A 20,277-nucleotide genomic window follows, 5' to 3' on the forward strand; every position below is an offset into this window, starting at 1 on the left:
GTTGCAAATGGTTATTTTATTCGCAATTCTCTAGGCATAGAAAATGTTATATTTTCAAGCTGTCCATCTAAATTTTCTATAGTTTTAGCGCCCCACACTTTTAACTGTTCGATAACATCTTGTACTAATACCTCTGGAGCAGAAGCTCCTGCTGTGATTCCGATGCTATTAGTTTGTTTAAACCATGTTTGTTTTAAATCTTGTACACCATCAATTAAATAAGCTTTTGTACCCATTCTTTCTGCTAATTCTTTTAAACGATTTGAGTTTGAGCTATTAGGGCTTCCAACTACTAAAACAAGATCACACTCTTTTGCCAGTTTTTTCACAGCATCTTGACGATTTTGTGTAGCATAGCAAATGTCATTTTTTTTAGGGCCGTTTATAGCAGGAAATTTTGCCCTTAATGCTTCAATAACTTTGCCCGTATCATCCATAGATAAAGTTGTTTGTGTAACATAAGCAAGCTGCTCGGGGTTATGAACTTGCAAGCCTTGTACATCATGCTCATTTTCTACTAAATAGATTGATCCTCCTTGCGAGGTATCATACTGCCCCATCGTCCCTTCAACTTCTGGATGTCCTTGGTGACCAATAAGGATGCACTCTTGGCCTTTTTTACTATAGCGTAAAACTTCCATGTGAACTTTGGTAACCAGTGGACAAGTCGCATCGAAGACTTTTAGTCCTCTATTTTCGGCCTCTTCTCTAACTGCCCTTGAAACACCATGCGCACTAAAAATAACTATATTATCATCTGGCACTTGATCAAGCTCTTCTACAAAAATAGCCCCACGTGCTTTTAGATTTTCGACAACAAATTTATTATGGACGACTTCATGGCGAACATAGATGGGTGGTTCAAATAGATCCAGAGCTCGACTAACAATCTCTATGGCTCGATCAACCCCCGCACAAAAACCACGAGGATTGGCTAATTTTATTTGCATAAGTTTTTACCTGTTTTAATTATTCATCGTCGAATTCATACATACCCGCCGCAAGATTTTCGAAACGAGTATACTTACCTAAAAAGGCTAACCTTACTGTACCTATAGGGCCATTACGCTGTTTACCTATAATAATTTCTGCCACACCTTTGTATTCTGTTTCAGGATGATAAACTTCATCTCGGTAAATAAACATAATCACGTCAGCATCTTGCTCAATCGCACCAGACTCACGCAAGTCCGCATTAACAGGACGCTTATTAGGACGGCTTTCTAGAGAACGATTAAGCTGCGACAAAGCAATAACAGGACAATTAAATTCTTTAGCAAGGGCTTTTAGTGAGCGTGATATCTCAGAAATCTCATTGGTTCTATTGTCGGCCCCCCCACCTAACTGCATAAGTTGAAGATAGTCAACCATAATAAGGCCAATTTCTCCATGTTCTCTTGCAAGACGCCGAGTTCTCGAACGCATTTCGGAGGGGGTAATACCTGCCGTATCATCAATAAATAGTTTACGCTCATTAAGTAAATTAATCGCTGAGGTTAGACGTGGCCAATCATCCTCATCAAGCTGCCCTGTTCGAATTTTCCCCTGCTCAATATGACCTAACGATGAAAGCATTCTCATGGCCAATGATTCAGCGGGCATTTCTAAAGAATAAACAAGTACTGCTTTGTCTGTTCTTAATGCTGCATTCTCTACTAAATTCATAGCAAAGGAAGTTTTCCCCATGGAAGGACGACCAGCAATAATAATAAGATCAGAAGATTGAAGGCCATTTGTTTTTTTATCTAAGTCAGTAAAACCAGTTGTTACACCAGTTAATGCATTATTTGAGTTAAAGAGCTCATCAATACGGTCAATAGTTTTTGCAAGAATGTTATTAATTCCTTCCGGTCCACCTGTTTTTGGCCTACCCTCTGCAATTTGGAAAATCATCCGCTCAGCATCATCAAGTATTTCATCCCCCGTACGTCCTTTAGGCATATAAGCACTGTCAGCAATATCGTTACTGGTACTAATGAGCTGCCTTAATGTAGCTCTTTCTCTAATGATTTGAGCATACGCCCTAATATTGGCTACCGATGGAATATTACGTGCCAACTCTGCCAAATAGGTCAAGCCCCCTACTTGTTCGAGAACCCCTTCTTTATCTAGTTGCTCAGAAAGGGTCACCACATCAAACGGTTGATTTCTTTCGGACAGTTTATTGATTGCTCTAAAAATAAGACGATGATCATGGCGATAAAAATCATTATCTGATATAACATCTTCCACACGCTCCCAGGTGTTATTGTCTAGCATTATGCCACCCAGAACTGCCTGCTCTGCTTCAATAGAGTGAGGAGGAACTTTTAAAGCAACTGTTTCTAGATCATTTTGCGGAGATGTTATATTAGCCATACTTACCTACAATTCAAACCTCTAAAAATAAAAAAGCACGTTATCGCTAATGCGTTAACGTGCCTATTATATTTTATACTGACCTTAAATAAGTAGTATAAATTAACCTGCTACAACAATTAATTTGATTGTTGCATTTACATCTGAATGTAAATGTAAATCAATATTGTATTCACCAACATGACGAATAGTGCCATTAGGCATACGAATTTCACTCTTATGAACTTCAATACCAGCATTATTAGTCAACACTTCAGCAATATCGTGAGTACCGATAGAACCAAATAATTTACCTTCATCTCCTGCATTAGCAGTAATAGAGATTTCTAGTTCATTTAATTTGGCAGCACGAGATTGAGCTGCTGCTAATCTATCAGCAGCAGCTTTTTCTAATTCAGCACGACGCGCTTCAAATATTTTAATATTTTCTGGAGTAGCCATTGTTGCCTTACCTTGTGGAAGTAAGTAGTTACGGCCAAAACCAGATTTAACACTAACCTTGTCACCTAAGTTACCAAGATTTTCAACTTTATCTAATAGGATGACTTCCATTTAAGTCTTACCTCGTCATTTCAATCTTTGCAAGTTTTAATTAAGGTTTAATCCTTAATATAACTTTCAGTATTAGTTAATACCTAACATTAAAGTTACTTATTAACGGTCATGGCCATCAGTATAAGGCAATAAAGCTAAGTAACGTGCACGTTTAATAGCTGTTGCTAATTGGCGTTGATATTTAGCTTTAGTTCCAGTAATACGACTAGGAACAATTTTACCTGTTTCGGTAACATATGCTTTTAATGTATTTAAATCTTTGTAATCGATCTCACGCACGCCTTCAGCAGTGAAGCGGCAGAATTTACGACGACGGAAAAAACGTGCCATAGTAGTGGCTCCTCATTTAATCTGGGAATTAATCTTCGTCTGATGCATCAGCATCGTCTAACATGTCATCATCTTCATCACTATCATCATGATCTTCAAGATTGATATCTTCGCGACGACGATCACGTGAGTTACGATTTTCTTCAGCTTTAACAATATCAGATTGTTCAGTAATCGCTTCATCACGACGAATGATCAAGTTACGAATCACAGCATCGTTGTAACGGAAATTATCTTCAATTTCAGCTAATGCTTTATCACCACACTCAATATTTAATAAAATATAGTGTGCTTTATGAACATTATTAATGGAATACGCTAACTGACGACGACCCCAGTCTTCATGGCGATGAATTTTCCCACCATCTTCTTCAATAATTTTTTTGTAACGCTCAACCATGCCTGGAACTTGTTCGCTTTGGTCTGGATGAACTAAAAACACGATTTCGTAATGACGCATAAACGCTCCTTACGGGTTATTAGCCTGTTACTTGTAATCAGCAAGTAATCAAGCAAGGAGTTAATTTTCTGTTTTCTTACTTACATAGAAGCAAGGGACGCGGATTATACTAGACTTTACTTAAATGAACAAGCAACTTCAATTTAAAATTACACGATTGCATTTCTAATCCAGTTAGGATGAGGTATTCGTTTGCTTCATTCCTTTAAAGCATTTTCAAACCTAAAAACTTTGAGCTTTTATAAAACTGTATTTTTAAAATAAAAGCTCTATCATAAATATTATAAATAATTAGCGAGCTCTGTAAGTAATACGACCTTTAGTAAGATCATAAGGTGTTAACTCAACACGAACTTTATCACCCGTCAAAATACGAATATAATTTTTGCGCATCTTTCCAGAGATATGCGCGGTAACAACATGGCCATTTTCTAACTCAACGCGAAACATTGTGTTAGGAAGGGTATCAAGAATAGTTCCTTCAACTTCAAAGCTGTCTTCTTTAGACATGCAAGCAAACCTCAACTGTAAAAATAAATAAGATGATAACTTAATCGCGGAATTCTAACTAAAAAAAAGCTATCTTTCCAGTTAAAAAGTAGAAAAACACTTTTTTTTTATCATCCATTAAGCTTAATTAATGGAAACTTAACAAATGAGACCTTCGATAATCCATTTTTTTGTAGTGATCGAATATTTTGATGATCAGTACCCAAAGGATTCATCAATACTGAACGATAATGCTCAGCAAAAGCTAATAATGCTTCTTGGTCACTTAACCCCTCCAGTATAGCCAATGCTAAAACTTTGCAAGAGCCTTCATTTTGCCTTGCCTCATTTTCTACCTCACCATTATTAAATGCTGTAGGCTGAAAACTATAATATTGATTAATAAAGGCTAAGGTAGTTGCAAATTTATTTTCCGGACTATTTAACTGCTGGCGAAATTTTTCAATATTCATTGTGCATCTCAATATAGAATTGTACTATTATATTTTTTTTTAGGAGGAAAAATGCAAGAGTAAGATTCTAAATAATCCACTCCTAAATCTCAAATCAATAGACAAGCCCCCCACACACCTCGCCCACTAGAATAAAAGGTTAACTGTTACTTGTTGCCTTTAAAGCCATGCATCCTCTATGCGAGTTATTATAGAATCTTTCTACAGTTTTTATATAATACTTTATAGAAGAAAACTTATAAGAACCTTTAACTAGTCCTACGAGTGAATATTACATCCTTCACTTTAAATGCATCGCTATTTTAGAGTTAACCGTTAATTTTCTGCCAATTTTAGCATGGTTGTAAGTTGGTTTTTTATTTTTTGCAAAAAACGATTATTTAAAAAATTTTATTCTATTATTAGTTATAACCCCTATGGTAATTATGCTTGATGCAACCATTAAAGACGTTGCACTTAATACTATTATGCTAGACTCAGGCACCATAAAACCTGTTGTTCAATCTGTTTTCACCACCATTATTTGGAGTACTTATATAAAATAATAAAAGTCTGTAATGGATACATTTATTCATTAACTAGAATATAATTTTCTCTTTATAAATACACTCCCTTCACTGTAGTGTATTAATCAACAACTCCAATACTAAATATATCTACAAAGCTTTCCGCTATATGATATCCCGTAGTCGATTTAACTTTTTCCACAGGTTTATCTGATAAATACTCTTTAGGCAAGCCTTTATTGTCAAAAAACGCAGCCATAAAGTGGTCAAGAACAATAATAGGTAAACGATGCTCTATTAATGTCTTAGCCCTTAAATATTCTAAACTTGGCCAAATACGTATTTGCTCAAGGTCTAATGGTTGAAATACGCTATCCATTTCATTTAATACTAGTTCTGTATCCGTTAAAGTTACATATTTAATGGCTGAAGCATAGAGAATATCTTTATTTATAAATGCCCTACCTTTCGCCTGCTCCACCTTCCATAATAAAGAAACCCACTCGAACCAATGTCCTGCCTCATAACTCAGGACTGCATTTTGCAACGTTATTTTTTCAGCCAACACATTTTTATCTTTTTGCCAAAAGTTAGAAGCAATTAATATTTCTAACTGCTTAATGGCATCTTTCATATAAATGGCATCCGCTTGATAATAAGCAAAGGTTAATGCTTCGAATAAATGCATCGCTGAATTTTGCTCTAAACATGCATGGGCAGATAATGGCTTAAAGAGATAACTCACGGTAAAACGTGGTTCTATCAAACTATAAGTTTCAGCTAATGCCATCGCATACAAAGGATTTTTCGTTATTTTATATAAATAGCTTTGCGCTAAAATGACAAAGGCATAACTGTATAAATTGGCTTCTTGATCCATTTTTTTCTGTTGCAACCATATGCCATCTTTAAAGTAATTTTCCTCAGATATAGCATAAAGTGATTCTGCCAGATCCACATGTCTAACATCCTTAAAAAGATGAGCAGTTTTGAGAAGAAAAATAATTGTCCGCATTTGGCACAATAACCGAACATTAACATCGACATCCCCTGTTAAATATTCACCAACCATTTCATATTTGCCAAGTTGTTTCACCACCAACTGCTGATAATTAGAAAGCAATGAAACCATAGTTTGTATTGTGGTATTACCCATCATACTTGCAACAACCTTATATACTTATGTTTAAATAATGACTATCTTACAGAAAAAAAGATTATTCTTCTAATTTTGCATTAAACCGTATAATTTATAGCTCCTTAATTGCTATTTAGTTAACTACTACTATGACTCGCTCAGAACGTTTATTAGAACTTCTACAAATACTGTATAAATATCGCAGACCTGTCACAGGTAAGATATTAGCTTCGCAATTAGGCATTAGCTTGCGGACACTTTATCGAGATATAGCCACATTACAACAACAAGGAGCAATGATTACGGGAGAAGCAGGTAGTGGTTATTTACTACAACCTGGCTTTACTCTTCCGCCCCTTATGTTCAAAACGGAAGAAATAGAAGCTTTATTAATTGGATGCCGATGGGTAGTTAACCAAACAGATAGTCAACTGACCGAAGCAGCACAACAGGCGATTGCTAAGCTATGTGCAATTTTACCCAAACACCAGCAGGAAACACTAAACTCTTCGTTATTAATCGGCTATCCAAAACTGATAGAACCTTACGACCAAGAAGTCATCACCATACGAAAGGCCATTAACCAAAACTTGAAAATAATCATCGAATATAGCGATATGCACCAAAAAGCCACTAAGCGGTTAATCTGGCCTTTTGCCATTGGCTTTTTTCATCACACGTTGGTGATTTGTGGTTGGTGTGAGCTACGCGAAGCTTTTCGCCATTTTCGTATTGACCGTATAAAAAATCTGACATTACAAAATGAAACGTTCCCGAGAAAACAAAAGGAATTATTAGAGGCTTGGCATCACTTTCAAAAAATACCAAAACCCCTTTTTTAGTACTGCTGTCAAAAACTGACATACTGACTAAGTAAAATACTCCTTACACTTTATAAGAACCTAAAAGGAGTTTTATCATGTCATTAAATCAAATTATTTTATACGTTGAAAATATTCAGCAAACAGTTTCTCTCTATACAGACCTACTTGATTGCTCCCCTAATGAGTTGCACCCTAGCTATGCTTCATTTCAATTAGAATCAGGTTATACCCTTGCTTTTTGGGATATTAAAGAGGTCAAACCAGAGGCAACAGGAAGTAACCGAGCCTTAGAACTTGTCTTTCAGCTTCCAACTAAGCAAGCGGTCAATCAATGCTTTGTCAATTGGCAGCAAAAACTTACCATTGCACAAAAACCGCAGACACTTGATTTTGGTTATACATTTACTGCATTAGACAATAACAATAATAGATTACGCGTTTATGCTAGTCATGAGTGAGGGTGACAATAATGAGTTTATTTAAACCGAATAGCCCTATACTTTACGTACAAGATATAACGCTAAGCACCCAGTTTTATCAGCAAATTTTGCAACAAAAACCGCTTGAAACCTTTGAAGGCTTTTCTGTCTTCTTATTAGATAACAACTTTATCTTAGGGCTGCAAACAAAAGGGGCTATTACACCAGAGGCAGATGATCACCTTGGAGGACTAGAAATCTGTATGGGTAGTGTCACGCAAGAAGAAGTTAACGAACTTTATAAGCAATGGAAAACACTTAATATTCCAATATTACTAGAACCAACTCATCTTGAATTCGGCTACACGTTTGTGGCACTGGATCCTGATGGCTATAGATTACGTATCTGCGCCACAGATACCTCTAATATTCAATAGCATTGTTATTTAGGTAATTCTCATTTAATTACCTAAATAATCCGATATTATCACTTGAAAAATGTCATCTAACCCCCATCTTGTGAACATAATTTAAATTAATCACACTGGAGATTTTAGATGAGTGTAGAGGCACAAAAAGAAACATTAGGTTTTCAGACAGAAGTTAAACAACTCTTAAACTTGATGATTCATTCTCTTTACTCCAATAAAGAGATTTTTTTACGTGAGCTCATTTCTAATGCTTCTGATGCAACCGACAAGTTACGTTTTGAAGCCATCGCTAAACCTGAGCTATTAGAAAATGACGCTGATTTACGTATCCGTATCAATTTCGATAAAGAAGCAAAAACTATTACCATCGATGATAATGGTATTGGTATGAGTCGCGATGACATTATTTCTAACTTAGGCACTATTGCCAAATCAGGTACTGCGGAATTTATTAAAAATCTTTCTGGCGATCAAAAGAAAGATTCCAAACTGATTGGTCAGTTTGGTGTAGGTTTCTATAGTGCCTTTATTGTCGCTGACCAAGTAGATGTTTATAGCCGTCGTGCTGGTTTACCTGCCGATCAAGGGGTTCATTGGGCATCAAAAGGCGAAGGTGAGTTTGATATAGAAAATATTACTAAAGAAGAACGTGGTACACGCATTGTGCTACATCTAAAAACTGATGAGCTAGAATTCGCTGATGGCTGGCGTTTACGTAATATCATCAAAAAATACTCAGACCATATTGATTTACCTGTTGAGCTGCCTAAACAACAAACGGAAGCAGAAAACGAAGATAAAACCAAAGAAACTGAGTGGGAAGTCGTCAATAGCGCTAGCGCTCTTTGGACTCGTCCCCGTACTGAAGTAACCGATGAAGACTACCAGGAATTTTATAAGCACCTCAGCCATGATTTTGAAAATCCATTAGCATGGAGCCATAATAAAGTTGAAGGAAAGCTTGAATACACCTCTTTACTTTATATCCCTGCACGTGCGCCTTTTGATTTATACCAACGCGATATGAATCATGGATTAAAACTCTATGTCAATCGTGTGTTTATTATGGATCAAGCTGATGAATTCTTACCACTTTATCTACGTTTTGTTAAAGGGATTGTAGACTCTAACGACCTTTCTTTGAATGTATCTCGTGAGATCCTACAAAAAGATCCTATTATCGACAGCATGAAATCAGCACTCACCAAGCGTGTACTAGATATGCTAGAAAAACTAGCCAAGAATGAGCCAGAAAAATACAAAAGTTTCTGGAAAGCTTTTGGTCAAGTACTCAAAGAAGGCCCTGCCGAAGATTATGCTAATCGTGAAAAAATTGCGGGATTATTACGTTTTACATCAACCCATGAAAACAGTAAAGAACAAGCTGTTTCACTGGCTGACTATTTATCACGTGCTAAACCTGATCAAGACAACATTTATTATCTAACAGGCGAAAGCTACGAGCAAATTCAAAATAGCCCACATCTTGAAATATTCCGCAAGAAAGGGATCGAAGTATTGCTATTAACTGATCGTATTGACGAATGGTTAATGAACTATCTTCCTGAGTTTGAAGGTAAAAAATTAACTGATATTGCGCGCGGTGATTTAGACTTAGGAAAACTTGACAGCGAACAAGATAAGCAAGAGCAAGAAAAACTGGCTAAAGAAAAAGAAGAACTTGTTGAACGCATTAAAAAAGCACTCAACGATCAAGTAAGTGAAGTAAGAATATCACACCGTCTTACTGAATCACCTGCTATTTTAGCCATTGGCGACCAAGATTTAGGGTTACAAATGCGACAAATCCTTGAGGCAACAGGCCAAAGCATTCCTGAATCAAAGCCTATTTTTGAGATCAATCCAGAACATCCATTGATTGAAAAACTTGACAAAGAAGCTGATGAAAATCACTTTAACGATTTATCTCATCTACTCTTTGATCAAGCGGCCTTAGCAGCAGGAAACAACCTAAAAGACCCTGCCAGCTATGTAAAACGCTTAAACAAATTGCTTATCGAACTAACCAACTAACCCTATTAGAATAAGGCTCTTTATAAAGAGCCTTTTTTCTATCTACCATATTAACAATGGGTAATTGACGCATGATCAACCAGACCAATATACACTACCAACATAACAACCAAACATTTGAAAGTCTACTACTTTCACCGGCCAATCATAGTGGAAAACTGCCTGCGCTACTCATGACTCCTAACTGGTTAGGTATTACAGAAGAAGCCATCAATCTTGCAAAAAAACAAGTTCAGAAAGGTTATATAGTGCTAATTACCGACCTTTATGGCAAAACAATCCGCCCAAAAAATAACCAAGAGGCGGCTGATGCCATGACACCATTAAAAAATGATCGCCAAGAAATGCGTAAACGCATGAATCTAGCACTCAACAAATTACTAGAGCAACCAAATGTTGATCAACAAAAAATTGCTGCTTTTGGCTTCTGCTTTGGTGGGGGGTGCTGCCTTGAGTTAGCAAGAAGTGGTGCTGATATAAAAGCAGTTATCTCCTTCCATGGCAATTTAGATACCCCTGACACAAAAGATGCTCAACAAATCAAAGCATCAATACTCGCAATGAATGGAGCAAACGATCCCACCATACCCGAGTCACAAATTAACGACTTCTTCAAAGAAATGAAATCAGCCCCTCATATCGATTGGCAATTTATAAACTACGGAAGAGCCGTTCATGGCTTTACCGATGAAACAGCTAATGAACCTGGATTCAAACAATACAATAAAAAAGTTTCAAAACGCTCATTCACAGCAATGAATACTCTCTTAGATGAGTTATTTAAGTGATGACAATAGGAGGACTTGTTCCTCCCTCCCCATACAAATACCAAATAATAAAAAAAATCTTTGATTTTCTATCATTATTCCGTTAAATTACCCCACCTCTTAAGGTTGATTCAAGCATGACAAACCTTACAAAATGGTGAGATGTCCGAGCGGTTGAAGGAGCACGCCTGGAAAGCGTGTATACGAGAAATCGTATCGAGGGTTCGAATCCCTCTCTCACCGCCATATTTTTATTTAAATATGCACTAATTCAATAAGTTAAAGTTTGCGTGCGGCGTATAGTATGCCATCAGGTATGCCATCCACACTTAGCTTAAATTAACATTTGTTTCATCTCATTAGAGTAATTTTATTAGTACTATATTTTTTAGCTTTGGTTTTAGTCTAATAAAAGCACTAATAGTCTCTCGAGTATAACGATACTGTTTGTTTTTCGCTTTTTTTAACAAATGCCTCGAAGTTTACTTGGGCTCATTCCAGTCTACGTCAACTATCTTTTCTACTTCCTATCTTGTGACAGTAAGTTTTCATCGTTAAGGGCGTAGCGTAGTTTGGTGGTGCACTTTCATGGCATTCAAGGGGTCATCGGTTCGATCCCGCTTAGCTCCACCAATTAAATCAATAAGTTACAACCACCCTTCTCTTTTCTTAATTCAAAAAACTTTTCAAGGGGTACACTAAGGGGTACACCAGAAAAAAGCTTTAATTAGTTTTCTTTGTATTATTTTAGAAACAAGCCTATTTTCTTTGCCCATCTCTCTGCATTTGCTCATAAGCCTCTCTAATAATCAAATCTAGCGTATCATGTAACGTGGCATTACGATAATGTTCTCGTAATTGCTCTAACTTATCTTTAGTCTCTTTTTTTAGATAGGTATTTAGCGGCTTTTTACCTTCTTGTTTCTTTCTGAATTTACGTTGGCTATAGGCTTTACTAAGCGCATTTTTGAATATTGCTTTATCGCTTAGTGAGTAGGGACTCCATGTGTCATATAAAGCATAAATAAGATAATAGGTCTCTTCTGTGGTCAATGGGTTGATAGCAAGAGCAAGCTGATTAGGCGTAGGCAAAGGGGCTGGCTCTGTCGCATTTTGAAATGGGTAGTACTTTCCAAGATGGCTTTTAATATACTTGTAATACCATTCTATTTGTTCAATATCTTTTTTGTTTAGTCCTTTGAAAGGGTCACGTCCTAAGCTTTCGTGAACCCTAGATTTTATATTGTCCAAATAAGCAATTTTATTATTTTTACTTGTCCACCATAGATCAAAAAAATTAATGATTACATTGAATCTTTCTTTGTTGCTCGAGCAGATTTTAGGGAGTTGCAGCGTATTATAAATATTTTGGCCAACAATATTATTTGGTGTCGTGAACATTTGTATTTGTATATCTAGCCAAACAAAATAACAAGCCCTCTCATCTTTTAACCAGTCAAAAGCACTCATTGGGATTAGATCACTTTCAGCTAAATTAATTAAGTATTCAAGTTGATTTTCTAAAGCAGCTTCTTTGATAGTGGCATCAAACTGATTACTCCATGCAATAAAGTCTTTTATTTTTTGGAGGAGTACCATTACATTATCATGAATAGAATTAATACTAATGCTATTAAAACCGTAAGTCATCATTTTCTCGATAACTCCACACTTTATTCTTTTTTCGCTTAAGCGATTTAAATAACGATTAATCTCTTCATTTATTATCATGATAACAACTCTCTCATTTAGGACATCAATAGTCTATTGCTACTTGATAAATAATAGTAGCGTTAATTAAATATTTCAATTTATTTTTAGGCGTATAATAGAAGTATTTATGTAGTAGTATTTTATTTGTAATACGTATTATTATTGCTTTTATTAAATTAATTAATGCTAGTATTATTATAAATAAAATAATAACGAAGTATACAGTATTTATAAACGGTATTTGTTGAAGAGGAAAATCCATTTTAAGCGGTGATCGGTCGTTTAGGAGTCGCTATTTGGTTGGTTGATATTCGGCGATAATTAGTAAAAGGTAATGGCAATAATCGTCATTGTTTGTGGTTTAATGTTTTTAGAGTTATTATTGTTTATGAATATATTTCATTTTAAAGGAGTATGAGTATCGTAGTTCCATAGGGCTGTTGTTGGTTTGTATAGCTCATTTTTTATGTAGTCATTGTAATAGCCGTATGGGTAATTGGTGTAGTTAACATTAGATGATTTAAGATGAGATGAGTAAAAAAATATATAACCACTCCATGGTATAGAGATATCACCCGTTGTTTATTTTAAGCGTGTTGTTAATGAATAAGCTTTTAATAAACATGGCATAATCTCATTTAAGTTATCAATAATACATTGGCCACCTTCGGGTGTTTTTTTTATGGGAGTCTACCATGGACATGCATTCATCTTTATCTCATTCAACGCATCAAACTCACCTTGAACTTGATGTAATAAGCCAAGTAAACCAAGAACGCCAAGAAAATGCAGTTTCTGTTGATCATTCGTTACGGGTATTACGGATTCAACAAGTGGCTGAGAAGCTGAGTATTGGTAAGTCGACTATTTATGACTGGTTAAATCCTAAATCGCCTCGTTATGATGCGAGTTTCCCTAAACCGATTAAGCTTAGTGCTAAATCCATTGGTTGGTTATCATCAGAGGTGGATGCTTGGCTGCTTAAGAGAGTTGCTTTGACACGAATAACAGATCTAACTGAAGTGGAGATGGAGAGTGATATCCATTGATATAAGCTGTATAAGCATCTAACGCATTTTAGTTGTTAGTATATTTTCACTGTCATTTCGTATTGATCGGATGTCCAGTTACTTGAATCTTGCCTTAGAAACTGCCTCTTAGTTTAGCTAAATGTCGTTTTATCTTTTAGCGTGTTTTATTGAGTATTTGTAAAGCACTATCCAGGCTATTGCTGGTTATTTTATTACTAGGAATGTTGGATCTTATATTATTAGTTTATTTAATAGTATTACTAATATGGGTACTATAGCTAATACTATTAGTTTAATTAACTAATTTATTAATCTATTAACAATCCTTTCCTTACATAAGGATATTAGTTTATCAGTATAGTTAAGCTATTAGCATAGGCCTATTATTCCTAATTTAATAGTTATTATTTATTGATAACAGTCGTTATTACTTTAATGAGTTTATTAATATCCTTATGCAAAAAATGCTTAATATAGTTAGTATCAGTATTAGTTTAGGTAGTATTCATCTATTAGTGTATTTATTCAATATTCATAGTTTATGAAAGATATTAGCCTAATCATATAAGATCGCTACCAAAACAAGTAACTGTTCAAGAGAATATCTGATCAATACCTACTTTATAGGTATTATCTATGTCCATTCATTTTGATTTATCGTTTATAGATTCAACGTCTATAAACACTATGTCACAAGATTTATTTCATCAACAAGCAAACGCTATGGGAGGAATCAGTAAAGCTATCTACAAGCTGTTAAACAATAATAATGATACAACGTCTTATCCGCAGTTAGTTTTAAATAATGCAGCCTATAATAGCAATTCTGATAGAGTGTATTTAAATCCTTTTCATCCCTGTCATTTATTACTAGATGCTTATCATAACTGGAATAGTGATTATTCATTACAATGCTTTGCGGATAAAGGCTTATCGCCTTATTGTCGATTACTGTTACAGGTTGATCAGTTTATTAATATTCGGGCTAGGATTAACTTACTGTGTGATAGAGAGCTAGATAGCAAAGGTTATAAACGACTGAGTATAGATTCTTCTAGCTTAGAGAGCCTATATCTATTATTGGATAATATAACTCATCAGGCTAACAATCCTGCTTTTAGCAGTGCCTTAAACCAATATCAACATCAAACAGGCTATACGGAAAACTTAAAGGAGTATCAGTATTACATTGATCAGCTGTTTGCACATTATTCTAGGCTATTAATAGTCCGTGTTGATTTGAGTTATGCTCAAGGTAATAGTATCGATTATGAGAGCTTTAATGAGCACGCTACAGGCTTTTTAAAGCGTATCCATAGCAACCCTGCCTTCGATAATTTGGTAGGTTATATCGCTAAACGAGAACATGGTTTTGAACGGGGTTATCATATCCATCTACTAATGGTTTATAACAGTGCTAAGCGCATGGCTGATGCTTATTTAGGGCAACAAGTAGGAGAGCTATGGCAACGTATAACAGAAGGACAAGGCAGTTATTTTAACTGTAATACGGATCAGCATAAACAAACTTATCCTGTTTGCTTCTTAGGGCAAGTCCATCGTAATGACAGCAATAAGATAACTACTTTAAAAGAAACAGGCATCAGCTACCTAGTCAAGCCTGATGAGTATTTTAGGTTAACTAAGCCTTATGGTAGGAATTTGTTATCAAGGGGGAGAATAAAATAATAGTATTTACTTGAATGATATGAGGGATAGGTAATGATTGTTTTGGTAGTTATTGCCTATTCCATTTGTTTTGTTATGGCGCATATGTGTCAATAGTAGATTTTTCGAAAATTGTATTTATCAAAGTGTCAAAACTTTAAGTGTATAGCCCAAAATAATTGTGAGCATTACCTAGGTAATATAATACTATTCCACTGCACTATAATCTAATAAAATAGGAATCATACTCATCATCAGATTACAGTATGCTTAGAACATCAGGTCGAAGGTCTTTGCATTTCATGTACACCTGCTATTTTTTGGCACGCTTCATCATGAAAAAGATCTGTAGTCATTATAATAGAGTACACATCGTAGTCATTCACCAATTTATTCGCATTAAAACTGACGTCATCTTCCGATTTAAAGAACGCTTCATCTGTATCAACAATGAATGCTAGATCCGTACATTGAATTATCTGATTTACGAGATACCCAGCAATTTCTGTCTCCGACGTAATCTCAAGCCATACACGGCCAGGTATTTGAACAATTCTGACTGATACAATATCAGGACGTAGGTACTCAGGGTATTTTTCTCGCAGTCGTTGCGTAACATCTTCAGCCACATATTGCTCCGCAAATTTTTTGACTGGCTTCGCTAACTGGAGTAGTAGTGCAATGGCTTTATCTAGCGGATAACGAAAGAACTCGCGTGCTGTATTAACACGATAATCTGTCAACTCATAATGTATCCTGGCCTCTAGATCTTCATGTTGTTCATCAAATAACTCAAAAACCACTTGAAATGGTGTTGGAACACCTGTCGTGCTGAGTTCTCGCGCCCGCATACGCGAGTCACGTAGCGTGCAACCGATCCTGGCATGCTAGGATTGACCAAAATATACACATAACCTGGAACCATGGATGTTCTCCTTTTTTTAAAACACCTTAGCACATCAACAAATTTGTTGGAGTACTGTTAACCAAGCTTTGCTAGTTAGAATAAATATACAGCTTATAACATAAAGAAAACCATGTTTAACAAGTTTAGATAAGAGGCGCCACTAATATAATGGTCTTGTTAAATATGATAATATCTACCTTTCACTCTAAAACTGTGATAAACCTTCCTCTCGACGAGCATCCCAAGTATCCTCACGAATAGCATCTGCATCATATCTGTCAGCAATAGTTTTCAATAACTCGGCTGTAAGTGGATGCGTTAATTGCCATTTTTGTGCAAAATCTCTATATTTTTTAGCAAGTACTCTTTCTTGTTTTCCACCCTCACCGAAACCTCTAGAATGGACACCCCTATTATTATAAACCCCTATACAAAAACCATGTCTAATCTCCTCTGAACCTGATTCATCTAGAAGATCACATATAGTTTCTGCAGGCCAAGAATCATCAAGGTTAGAAGGACTACCAGATAATAGCTCTCCCAATTTCTGATCGAAAAGTCTTAAAATATCTTCATCAGAAGTATGTTCTTTCACCTTATCTCTGGCATACTCAATCCAAGAATTAAAAAATTGGCTACCTATTGAGTCATCTTCTCTTAATCCAGGTATAAATCTTGATTGATTAATTAGCCTGTATGCTACTTTAGATGTTTCTACTGATGGGCTTGAAAGTATTTTATAAGCTAAACAAAAAAAATGGATATAATAACTTGGTTGCTCTTTAATCAAAGCTAATAAATGGGGAGTTCCGTATTCATTATGCTCTAATAATGAAAAATAAGTAAACTCTACACTAGCCAATTTACTAATAGGAATATCCCTATTTCCCAATGTTTTAATAGCTTCAATAATTGCATAGCTATTTAAATCAATCTCATTTTCATGTCCTGCTGATATCCCATCAACAACTTGTAGTAGTCGCTCACTTGAACTGTTCTGAAGTTGATACTGTAATATATTTAATATTGTTCTAAATCTTTTGACAGATACTAATTTTTTAATAACATACTCTTGAAGGTCTATGTCGTTTAGAAATCCAATATTATCTGCATAGATATTTTTCCAATAATACTCTTGTTCTGCTAATGGTAAGGCTTCAATAAATTGTTGAGCATTTCCATTACAAGGTACATTTAATAAAAAAAGAACAAATTGTTTTGGATCTGTTATTTTCTTATGTACCGCATCTAACAGTTCATTTAAATTATCATTTTGCCAAGAAATAATATTTTGTAGTAATAAGTTATCAATAGGAAGATTTAATTTAATAAAATATTGCACTAGCCATTGATAAAATTCACCTTTAGGAAGGTTAGCAGTCTTGATAACTCGACCGAGGATACCATTATTTTTACAAAGGCTTATAAGCTCTTCTATACCATCCCATTTTTTTTTATTGTAAATTTCTTCTAATGTACTTAGTTGAATTTTTTGAATTTTCCTTTCCTGCCCTTGATAATCCTGATCTTTAGTATTACCTTCAGGAAGATTTATGAGGGTTGACTCAAAAATCCAACAATGCTTTTTTACAATATCTTTTGGAGCCAATAAATCGAAATAAGGATAAAGCACATCAGCAAAATACCTATCTCCTTTTTCTCCAACTTTATTGTATGAGTTATGCCAACTTAAGTATCCACGCAAATTAGAACGGATATTTATAAGCCCATCATCATCTAAGTTTTTAATATCATCCAGCAGGGATTTAATGATTGCTTCATCTTCTTGATGAAATAGTGACATGATTGGAACAGTGAGTAAATCGGCAATCCTTTGAGAGTTTTTTTTGGCTAATTCCAGTAATTTATTTTTTATATAACCAACATATATATTAACCTCATCTGGAGTTACTACTAAATTTGCATTTGAGCAATAATCTCTCCAACGGGGTTGTTCGTTAACTATATGAAAACTAGGCAGTGTTAATTCTTTAGCTAAACTTTTTAACAATCTCCACACGATCTCTTCATGTTTTTTAGAAATTTGGTCAATTACAATATTTCTTTCACTAATTTTGGCTGAAGTAAGAGGAATAAGATAAAATAAAGAAGTTAAAGTTTGAAAGGGATTATTTCCAAAATTACCTTTAGATTTAAAGGAGTCAAGTTGACAGCAAATATTAGCCACCCTTGTAAGGTAATTAATATCCCATGCTAATATCTCTAATGCCCATAGTAAGGCCACATAATAACATTGACCAAAACCTGAACTATCACTTTCAGTAAACAAAGCAGAAACTATTTTATTTTTGTTTAAATCTTTTTCCAACATCTCAAGAAATTTACTGGGAGCTGCTTCTGCTAATGAAGGTAAAAAAGAAGATAATGATAACCACCTAGTAGCATCTGCATCATTTAAAACATCACTTATAAGTTTATCTATCCCATTAATAATATGAATACTAATATATAATTCTCTATGAGATTCTGCATAGACTCTAAGCTTCATTAGCGTATTACTGATTGAATCAGTAAAAATAATTGACTCTTTTCGTCGCTTATCATAAACAGCAGCAGCACCTCTTTGATCTATTGCTAATTCCAATGCTGGATCATTTTGTTGAAAAATATCTTTTACAATTGCAAAAAACTTTTCTAACTCTTTTAATGTGATATGAGTTATAAATAAATACAATAGTTCAATAGGAGCTTTATCTTTCCAAACATTACTAATCCTTATAATAGGTGCATCATCTAGCTGTACTATATTGTGTAATTTTTTTTCCAAATCTTGATAAGAATAACCACAAAACTGCTCTAAATAAGCTATATCTGCCTGATTGCTTGAGTCCCAAGCACCAAACAATACTAGAGTTGTTAAACAATTAATATTAAGATCTTTTAGCCATAAGGGGCTGCTAATTGCAGAGTTTTTAGCTTTAATACGCCTATAAACTGTCCATGACCTTCCTGTAGAAGAGGCTAATCGCTCAGCTTCTAATTTTGGTTCGCCAAGAAACTTAAGTGCTTCTTGATATTTTTCTGAATTAGCTCTGCCTAAATTAACTAAATTATTTTTATTTTCTATATTGGTTCCTAAATTTAGAGGAGCAATTAAAATAGAACCATTTTTTGGTGCTTGTTGTTTAGCTATCTCAGTAGTTGTTGCAATAATTACTTTAATTTCATTGTTTTTATCAATAAATCTCCAACCTTCATTATTAGTTATGCAAACACAGCTATTAGCTAATCTATGCTCTAATAGTTGAGAGCATACAAAAGCTACAGCTTCCTCTTGACTATCGGCCTTTATATTGATTATTGATTGAGAAGTTTCAATGTATTTTAAAAGCTGTTCTTTTGAGTTTTCACGTCCTAAAGTAAATGCATCAATTGTAATTGGTAATGATGTTTGGTTTCGCCAATTATCCCAATACTTATCTATAGACTCTATTCCCCCCCCCGATAGTCCTAATAACTCTCCAAACCATAATCTTGTAGATGGCGCTGTTTCTAGCCATGTTTCTAAATCACTAGAGTCATATACTTTAATTTCTCTCCAGTTAGAGCCTTCGGAAATTTCTTTTTGCCATTCATCTTTTTTTAACCAAACTCTAGGCGTTATAAAAATAAAACTAGTATCTTTCTTAGCTTTACGTTTTTCAAAGTCTTCATTGGCTTTTTTTTGAGGATTTTTATTACAACCTATTTCCCATTCAGATTTACCTATAGGCACCCAAGCATTTCCTGCTGATGTTTCAACAGTACCATCTAATCCTGGTCTATACGTCTCATCACCGACTGGAAAATTTAAATTAATAACAGTAGATGTCTCTAGTATTAATTTACGAATAAGTAGAGGTAAAGAAAATTGGGATTCCTTCTCGTTTGTTTCAGCCCAATCTTCGATTTGTGATGCTGTAATACGCAAAGTTCTTTCCTTGCAACTAAGAGATATTGCCTGTAGTATAAAGCCTTAACCTAAAATAATACAAGCTACCAACACTTACGGTGTTATGTATTTCTTCACAGTTTGAAATATTTATCTATTTAGGTCTGAGCTACTTTTTTCAGTTCAAATCGATTTCACATCAAATAATAATTAACAATATAGCTTACACTAGTTTTAGTGGAGAGTACTATATCTGCTAATCGCTCATTTGTGTCTAAGACA

At 34.9% G+C, this 20,277-nt stretch carries 18 protein-coding genes and 1 tRNA gene; 8 read left to right on the top strand and 11 right to left on the bottom strand.

Annotated features, from left to right (window positions below):
• Positions 1 to 11: 11 nt before the first annotated feature.
• The 8 genes from ispH to DM558_RS09595 all read right to left on the bottom strand — a co-directional run bounded on the left by ispH (position 12) and on the right by DM558_RS09595 (position 6,330).
• Positions 12 to 950 carry a 4-hydroxy-3-methylbut-2-enyl diphosphate reductase gene (gene ispH, locus DM558_RS09560; protein ID WP_127163780.1) on the bottom strand — a complete coding sequence of 313 codons (939 nt, stop codon included), beginning with the start codon at positions 948 to 950 and terminating at the stop codon, positions 12 to 14.
• Positions 951 to 969: 19 nt separating this feature from the next.
• A complete protein-coding gene (gene dnaB / locus DM558_RS09565) occupies positions 970 to 2,358 on the bottom strand; it encodes a replicative DNA helicase (RefSeq protein ID WP_127163782.1) in 1,389 nt (462 codons plus the stop codon).
• A 102-nt stretch (positions 2,359 to 2,460) separates the two neighbouring features.
• Positions 2,461 to 2,910: a 50S ribosomal protein L9 gene (gene rplI / locus DM558_RS09570; protein WP_127163784.1), complete on the bottom strand. Its 450-nt coding sequence runs from the start codon at positions 2,908 to 2,910 to the stop codon at positions 2,461 to 2,463.
• Positions 2,911 to 3,012: 102 nt separating this feature from the next.
• A complete protein-coding gene (rpsR, locus tag DM558_RS09575) occupies positions 3,013 to 3,243 on the bottom strand; it encodes a 30S ribosomal protein S18 (RefSeq protein WP_109701930.1) in 231 nt (76 codons plus the stop codon).
• Between the two features lie 28 nt (positions 3,244 to 3,271).
• A complete protein-coding gene (rpsF, locus tag DM558_RS09580; RefSeq protein WP_109701929.1) occupies positions 3,272 to 3,703 on the bottom strand; it encodes a 30S ribosomal protein S6 in 432 nt (143 codons plus the stop codon).
• A 291-nt stretch (positions 3,704 to 3,994) separates the two neighbouring features.
• A complete protein-coding gene (gene infA, locus DM558_RS09585; RefSeq protein WP_109701928.1) occupies positions 3,995 to 4,213 on the bottom strand; it encodes a translation initiation factor IF-1 in 219 nt (72 codons plus the stop codon).
• Positions 4,214 to 4,323: 110 nt separating this feature from the next.
• Positions 4,324 to 4,665 (bottom strand): HopJ type III effector protein, encoded by a 342-nt coding sequence (locus DM558_RS09590; RefSeq protein ID WP_127163786.1) that lies wholly within the window; start codon positions 4,663 to 4,665, stop codon positions 4,324 to 4,326.
• A gap of 627 nt (positions 4,666 to 5,292) precedes the next feature.
• Positions 5,293 to 6,330: an AGE family epimerase/isomerase gene (locus DM558_RS09595; RefSeq protein ID WP_127163788.1), complete on the bottom strand. Its 1,038-nt coding sequence runs from the start codon at positions 6,328 to 6,330 to the stop codon at positions 5,293 to 5,295.
• Positions 6,331 to 6,458: 128 nt separating this feature from the next.
• Between DM558_RS09595 and DM558_RS09600 the strand changes: the two genes are divergently transcribed.
• From DM558_RS09600 to DM558_RS09625, 6 genes are all read left to right on the top strand, one after another.
• Complete coding sequence (locus tag DM558_RS09600; RefSeq protein WP_127163790.1) at positions 6,459 to 7,151, top strand: helix-turn-helix transcriptional regulator; 693 nt, start codon at positions 6,459 to 6,461, stop codon at positions 7,149 to 7,151.
• A gap of 77 nt (positions 7,152 to 7,228) precedes the next feature.
• Positions 7,229 to 7,591, top strand: coding sequence for a VOC family protein (locus tag DM558_RS09605; RefSeq protein WP_127163792.1), 363 nt, complete (start codon positions 7,229 to 7,231; stop codon positions 7,589 to 7,591).
• 11 nt (positions 7,592 to 7,602) lie between these two features.
• Positions 7,603 to 7,989, top strand: a complete 387-nt coding sequence (locus DM558_RS09610) for a VOC family protein (protein ID WP_127163794.1) — start codon at positions 7,603 to 7,605, stop codon at positions 7,987 to 7,989.
• 120 nt (positions 7,990 to 8,109) lie between these two features.
• Entirely contained in the window at positions 8,110 to 10,017 is a 1,908-nt protein-coding gene (gene htpG / locus DM558_RS09615; RefSeq protein WP_127163796.1) for a molecular chaperone HtpG, read from the top strand.
• A 71-nt stretch (positions 10,018 to 10,088) separates the two neighbouring features.
• Positions 10,089 to 10,805 (top strand): dienelactone hydrolase family protein, encoded by a 717-nt coding sequence (locus tag DM558_RS09620; RefSeq protein ID WP_127163797.1) that lies wholly within the window; start codon positions 10,089 to 10,091, stop codon positions 10,803 to 10,805.
• Positions 10,806 to 10,940: 135 nt separating this feature from the next.
• Positions 10,941 to 11,030: transfer RNA gene (locus DM558_RS09625), tRNA-Ser, on the top strand.
• A 513-nt stretch (positions 11,031 to 11,543) separates the two neighbouring features.
• Here the strand turns inward: DM558_RS09625 and DM558_RS09630 are convergent.
• Complete coding sequence (locus DM558_RS09630; protein WP_127163799.1) at positions 11,544 to 12,515, bottom strand: hypothetical protein; 972 nt, start codon at positions 12,513 to 12,515, stop codon at positions 11,544 to 11,546.
• 677 nt (positions 12,516 to 13,192) lie between these two features.
• Between DM558_RS09630 and DM558_RS09635 the strand changes: the two genes are divergently transcribed.
• Together DM558_RS09635 and DM558_RS09640 are read left to right on the top strand one after the other, a co-directional pair.
• Entirely contained in the window at positions 13,193 to 13,546 is a 354-nt protein-coding gene (locus tag DM558_RS09635; protein ID WP_228411727.1) for a helix-turn-helix transcriptional regulator, read from the top strand.
• Positions 13,547 to 14,164: 618 nt separating this feature from the next.
• The gene (locus DM558_RS09640) at positions 14,165 to 15,217 is read left to right on the top strand and encodes a YagK/YfjJ domain-containing protein (RefSeq protein WP_127163801.1); all 1,053 of its coding nucleotides are present in this window, start codon (positions 14,165 to 14,167) and stop codon (positions 15,215 to 15,217) included.
• A 257-nt stretch (positions 15,218 to 15,474) separates the two neighbouring features.
• Here DM558_RS09640 and DM558_RS09645 read toward each other — a convergent pair whose 3' ends face one another.
• Both DM558_RS09645 and DM558_RS09650 read right to left on the bottom strand, forming a co-directional pair.
• Positions 15,475 to 16,074, bottom strand: coding sequence for a GIY-YIG nuclease family protein (locus DM558_RS09645; protein WP_228411861.1), 600 nt, complete (start codon positions 16,072 to 16,074; stop codon positions 15,475 to 15,477).
• Between the two features lie 234 nt (positions 16,075 to 16,308).
• Positions 16,309 to 20,034: a hypothetical protein gene (locus DM558_RS09650; protein ID WP_127163803.1), complete on the bottom strand. Its 3,726-nt coding sequence runs from the start codon at positions 20,032 to 20,034 to the stop codon at positions 16,309 to 16,311.
• Positions 20,035 to 20,277 lie beyond the last annotated feature (243 nt).

Origin of the sequence: Entomomonas moraniae (genome assembly GCF_003991975.1) — a bacterium.
In the GTDB taxonomy this organism is placed as follows: domain Bacteria; phylum Pseudomonadota; class Gammaproteobacteria; order Pseudomonadales; family Pseudomonadaceae; genus Entomomonas; species Entomomonas moraniae.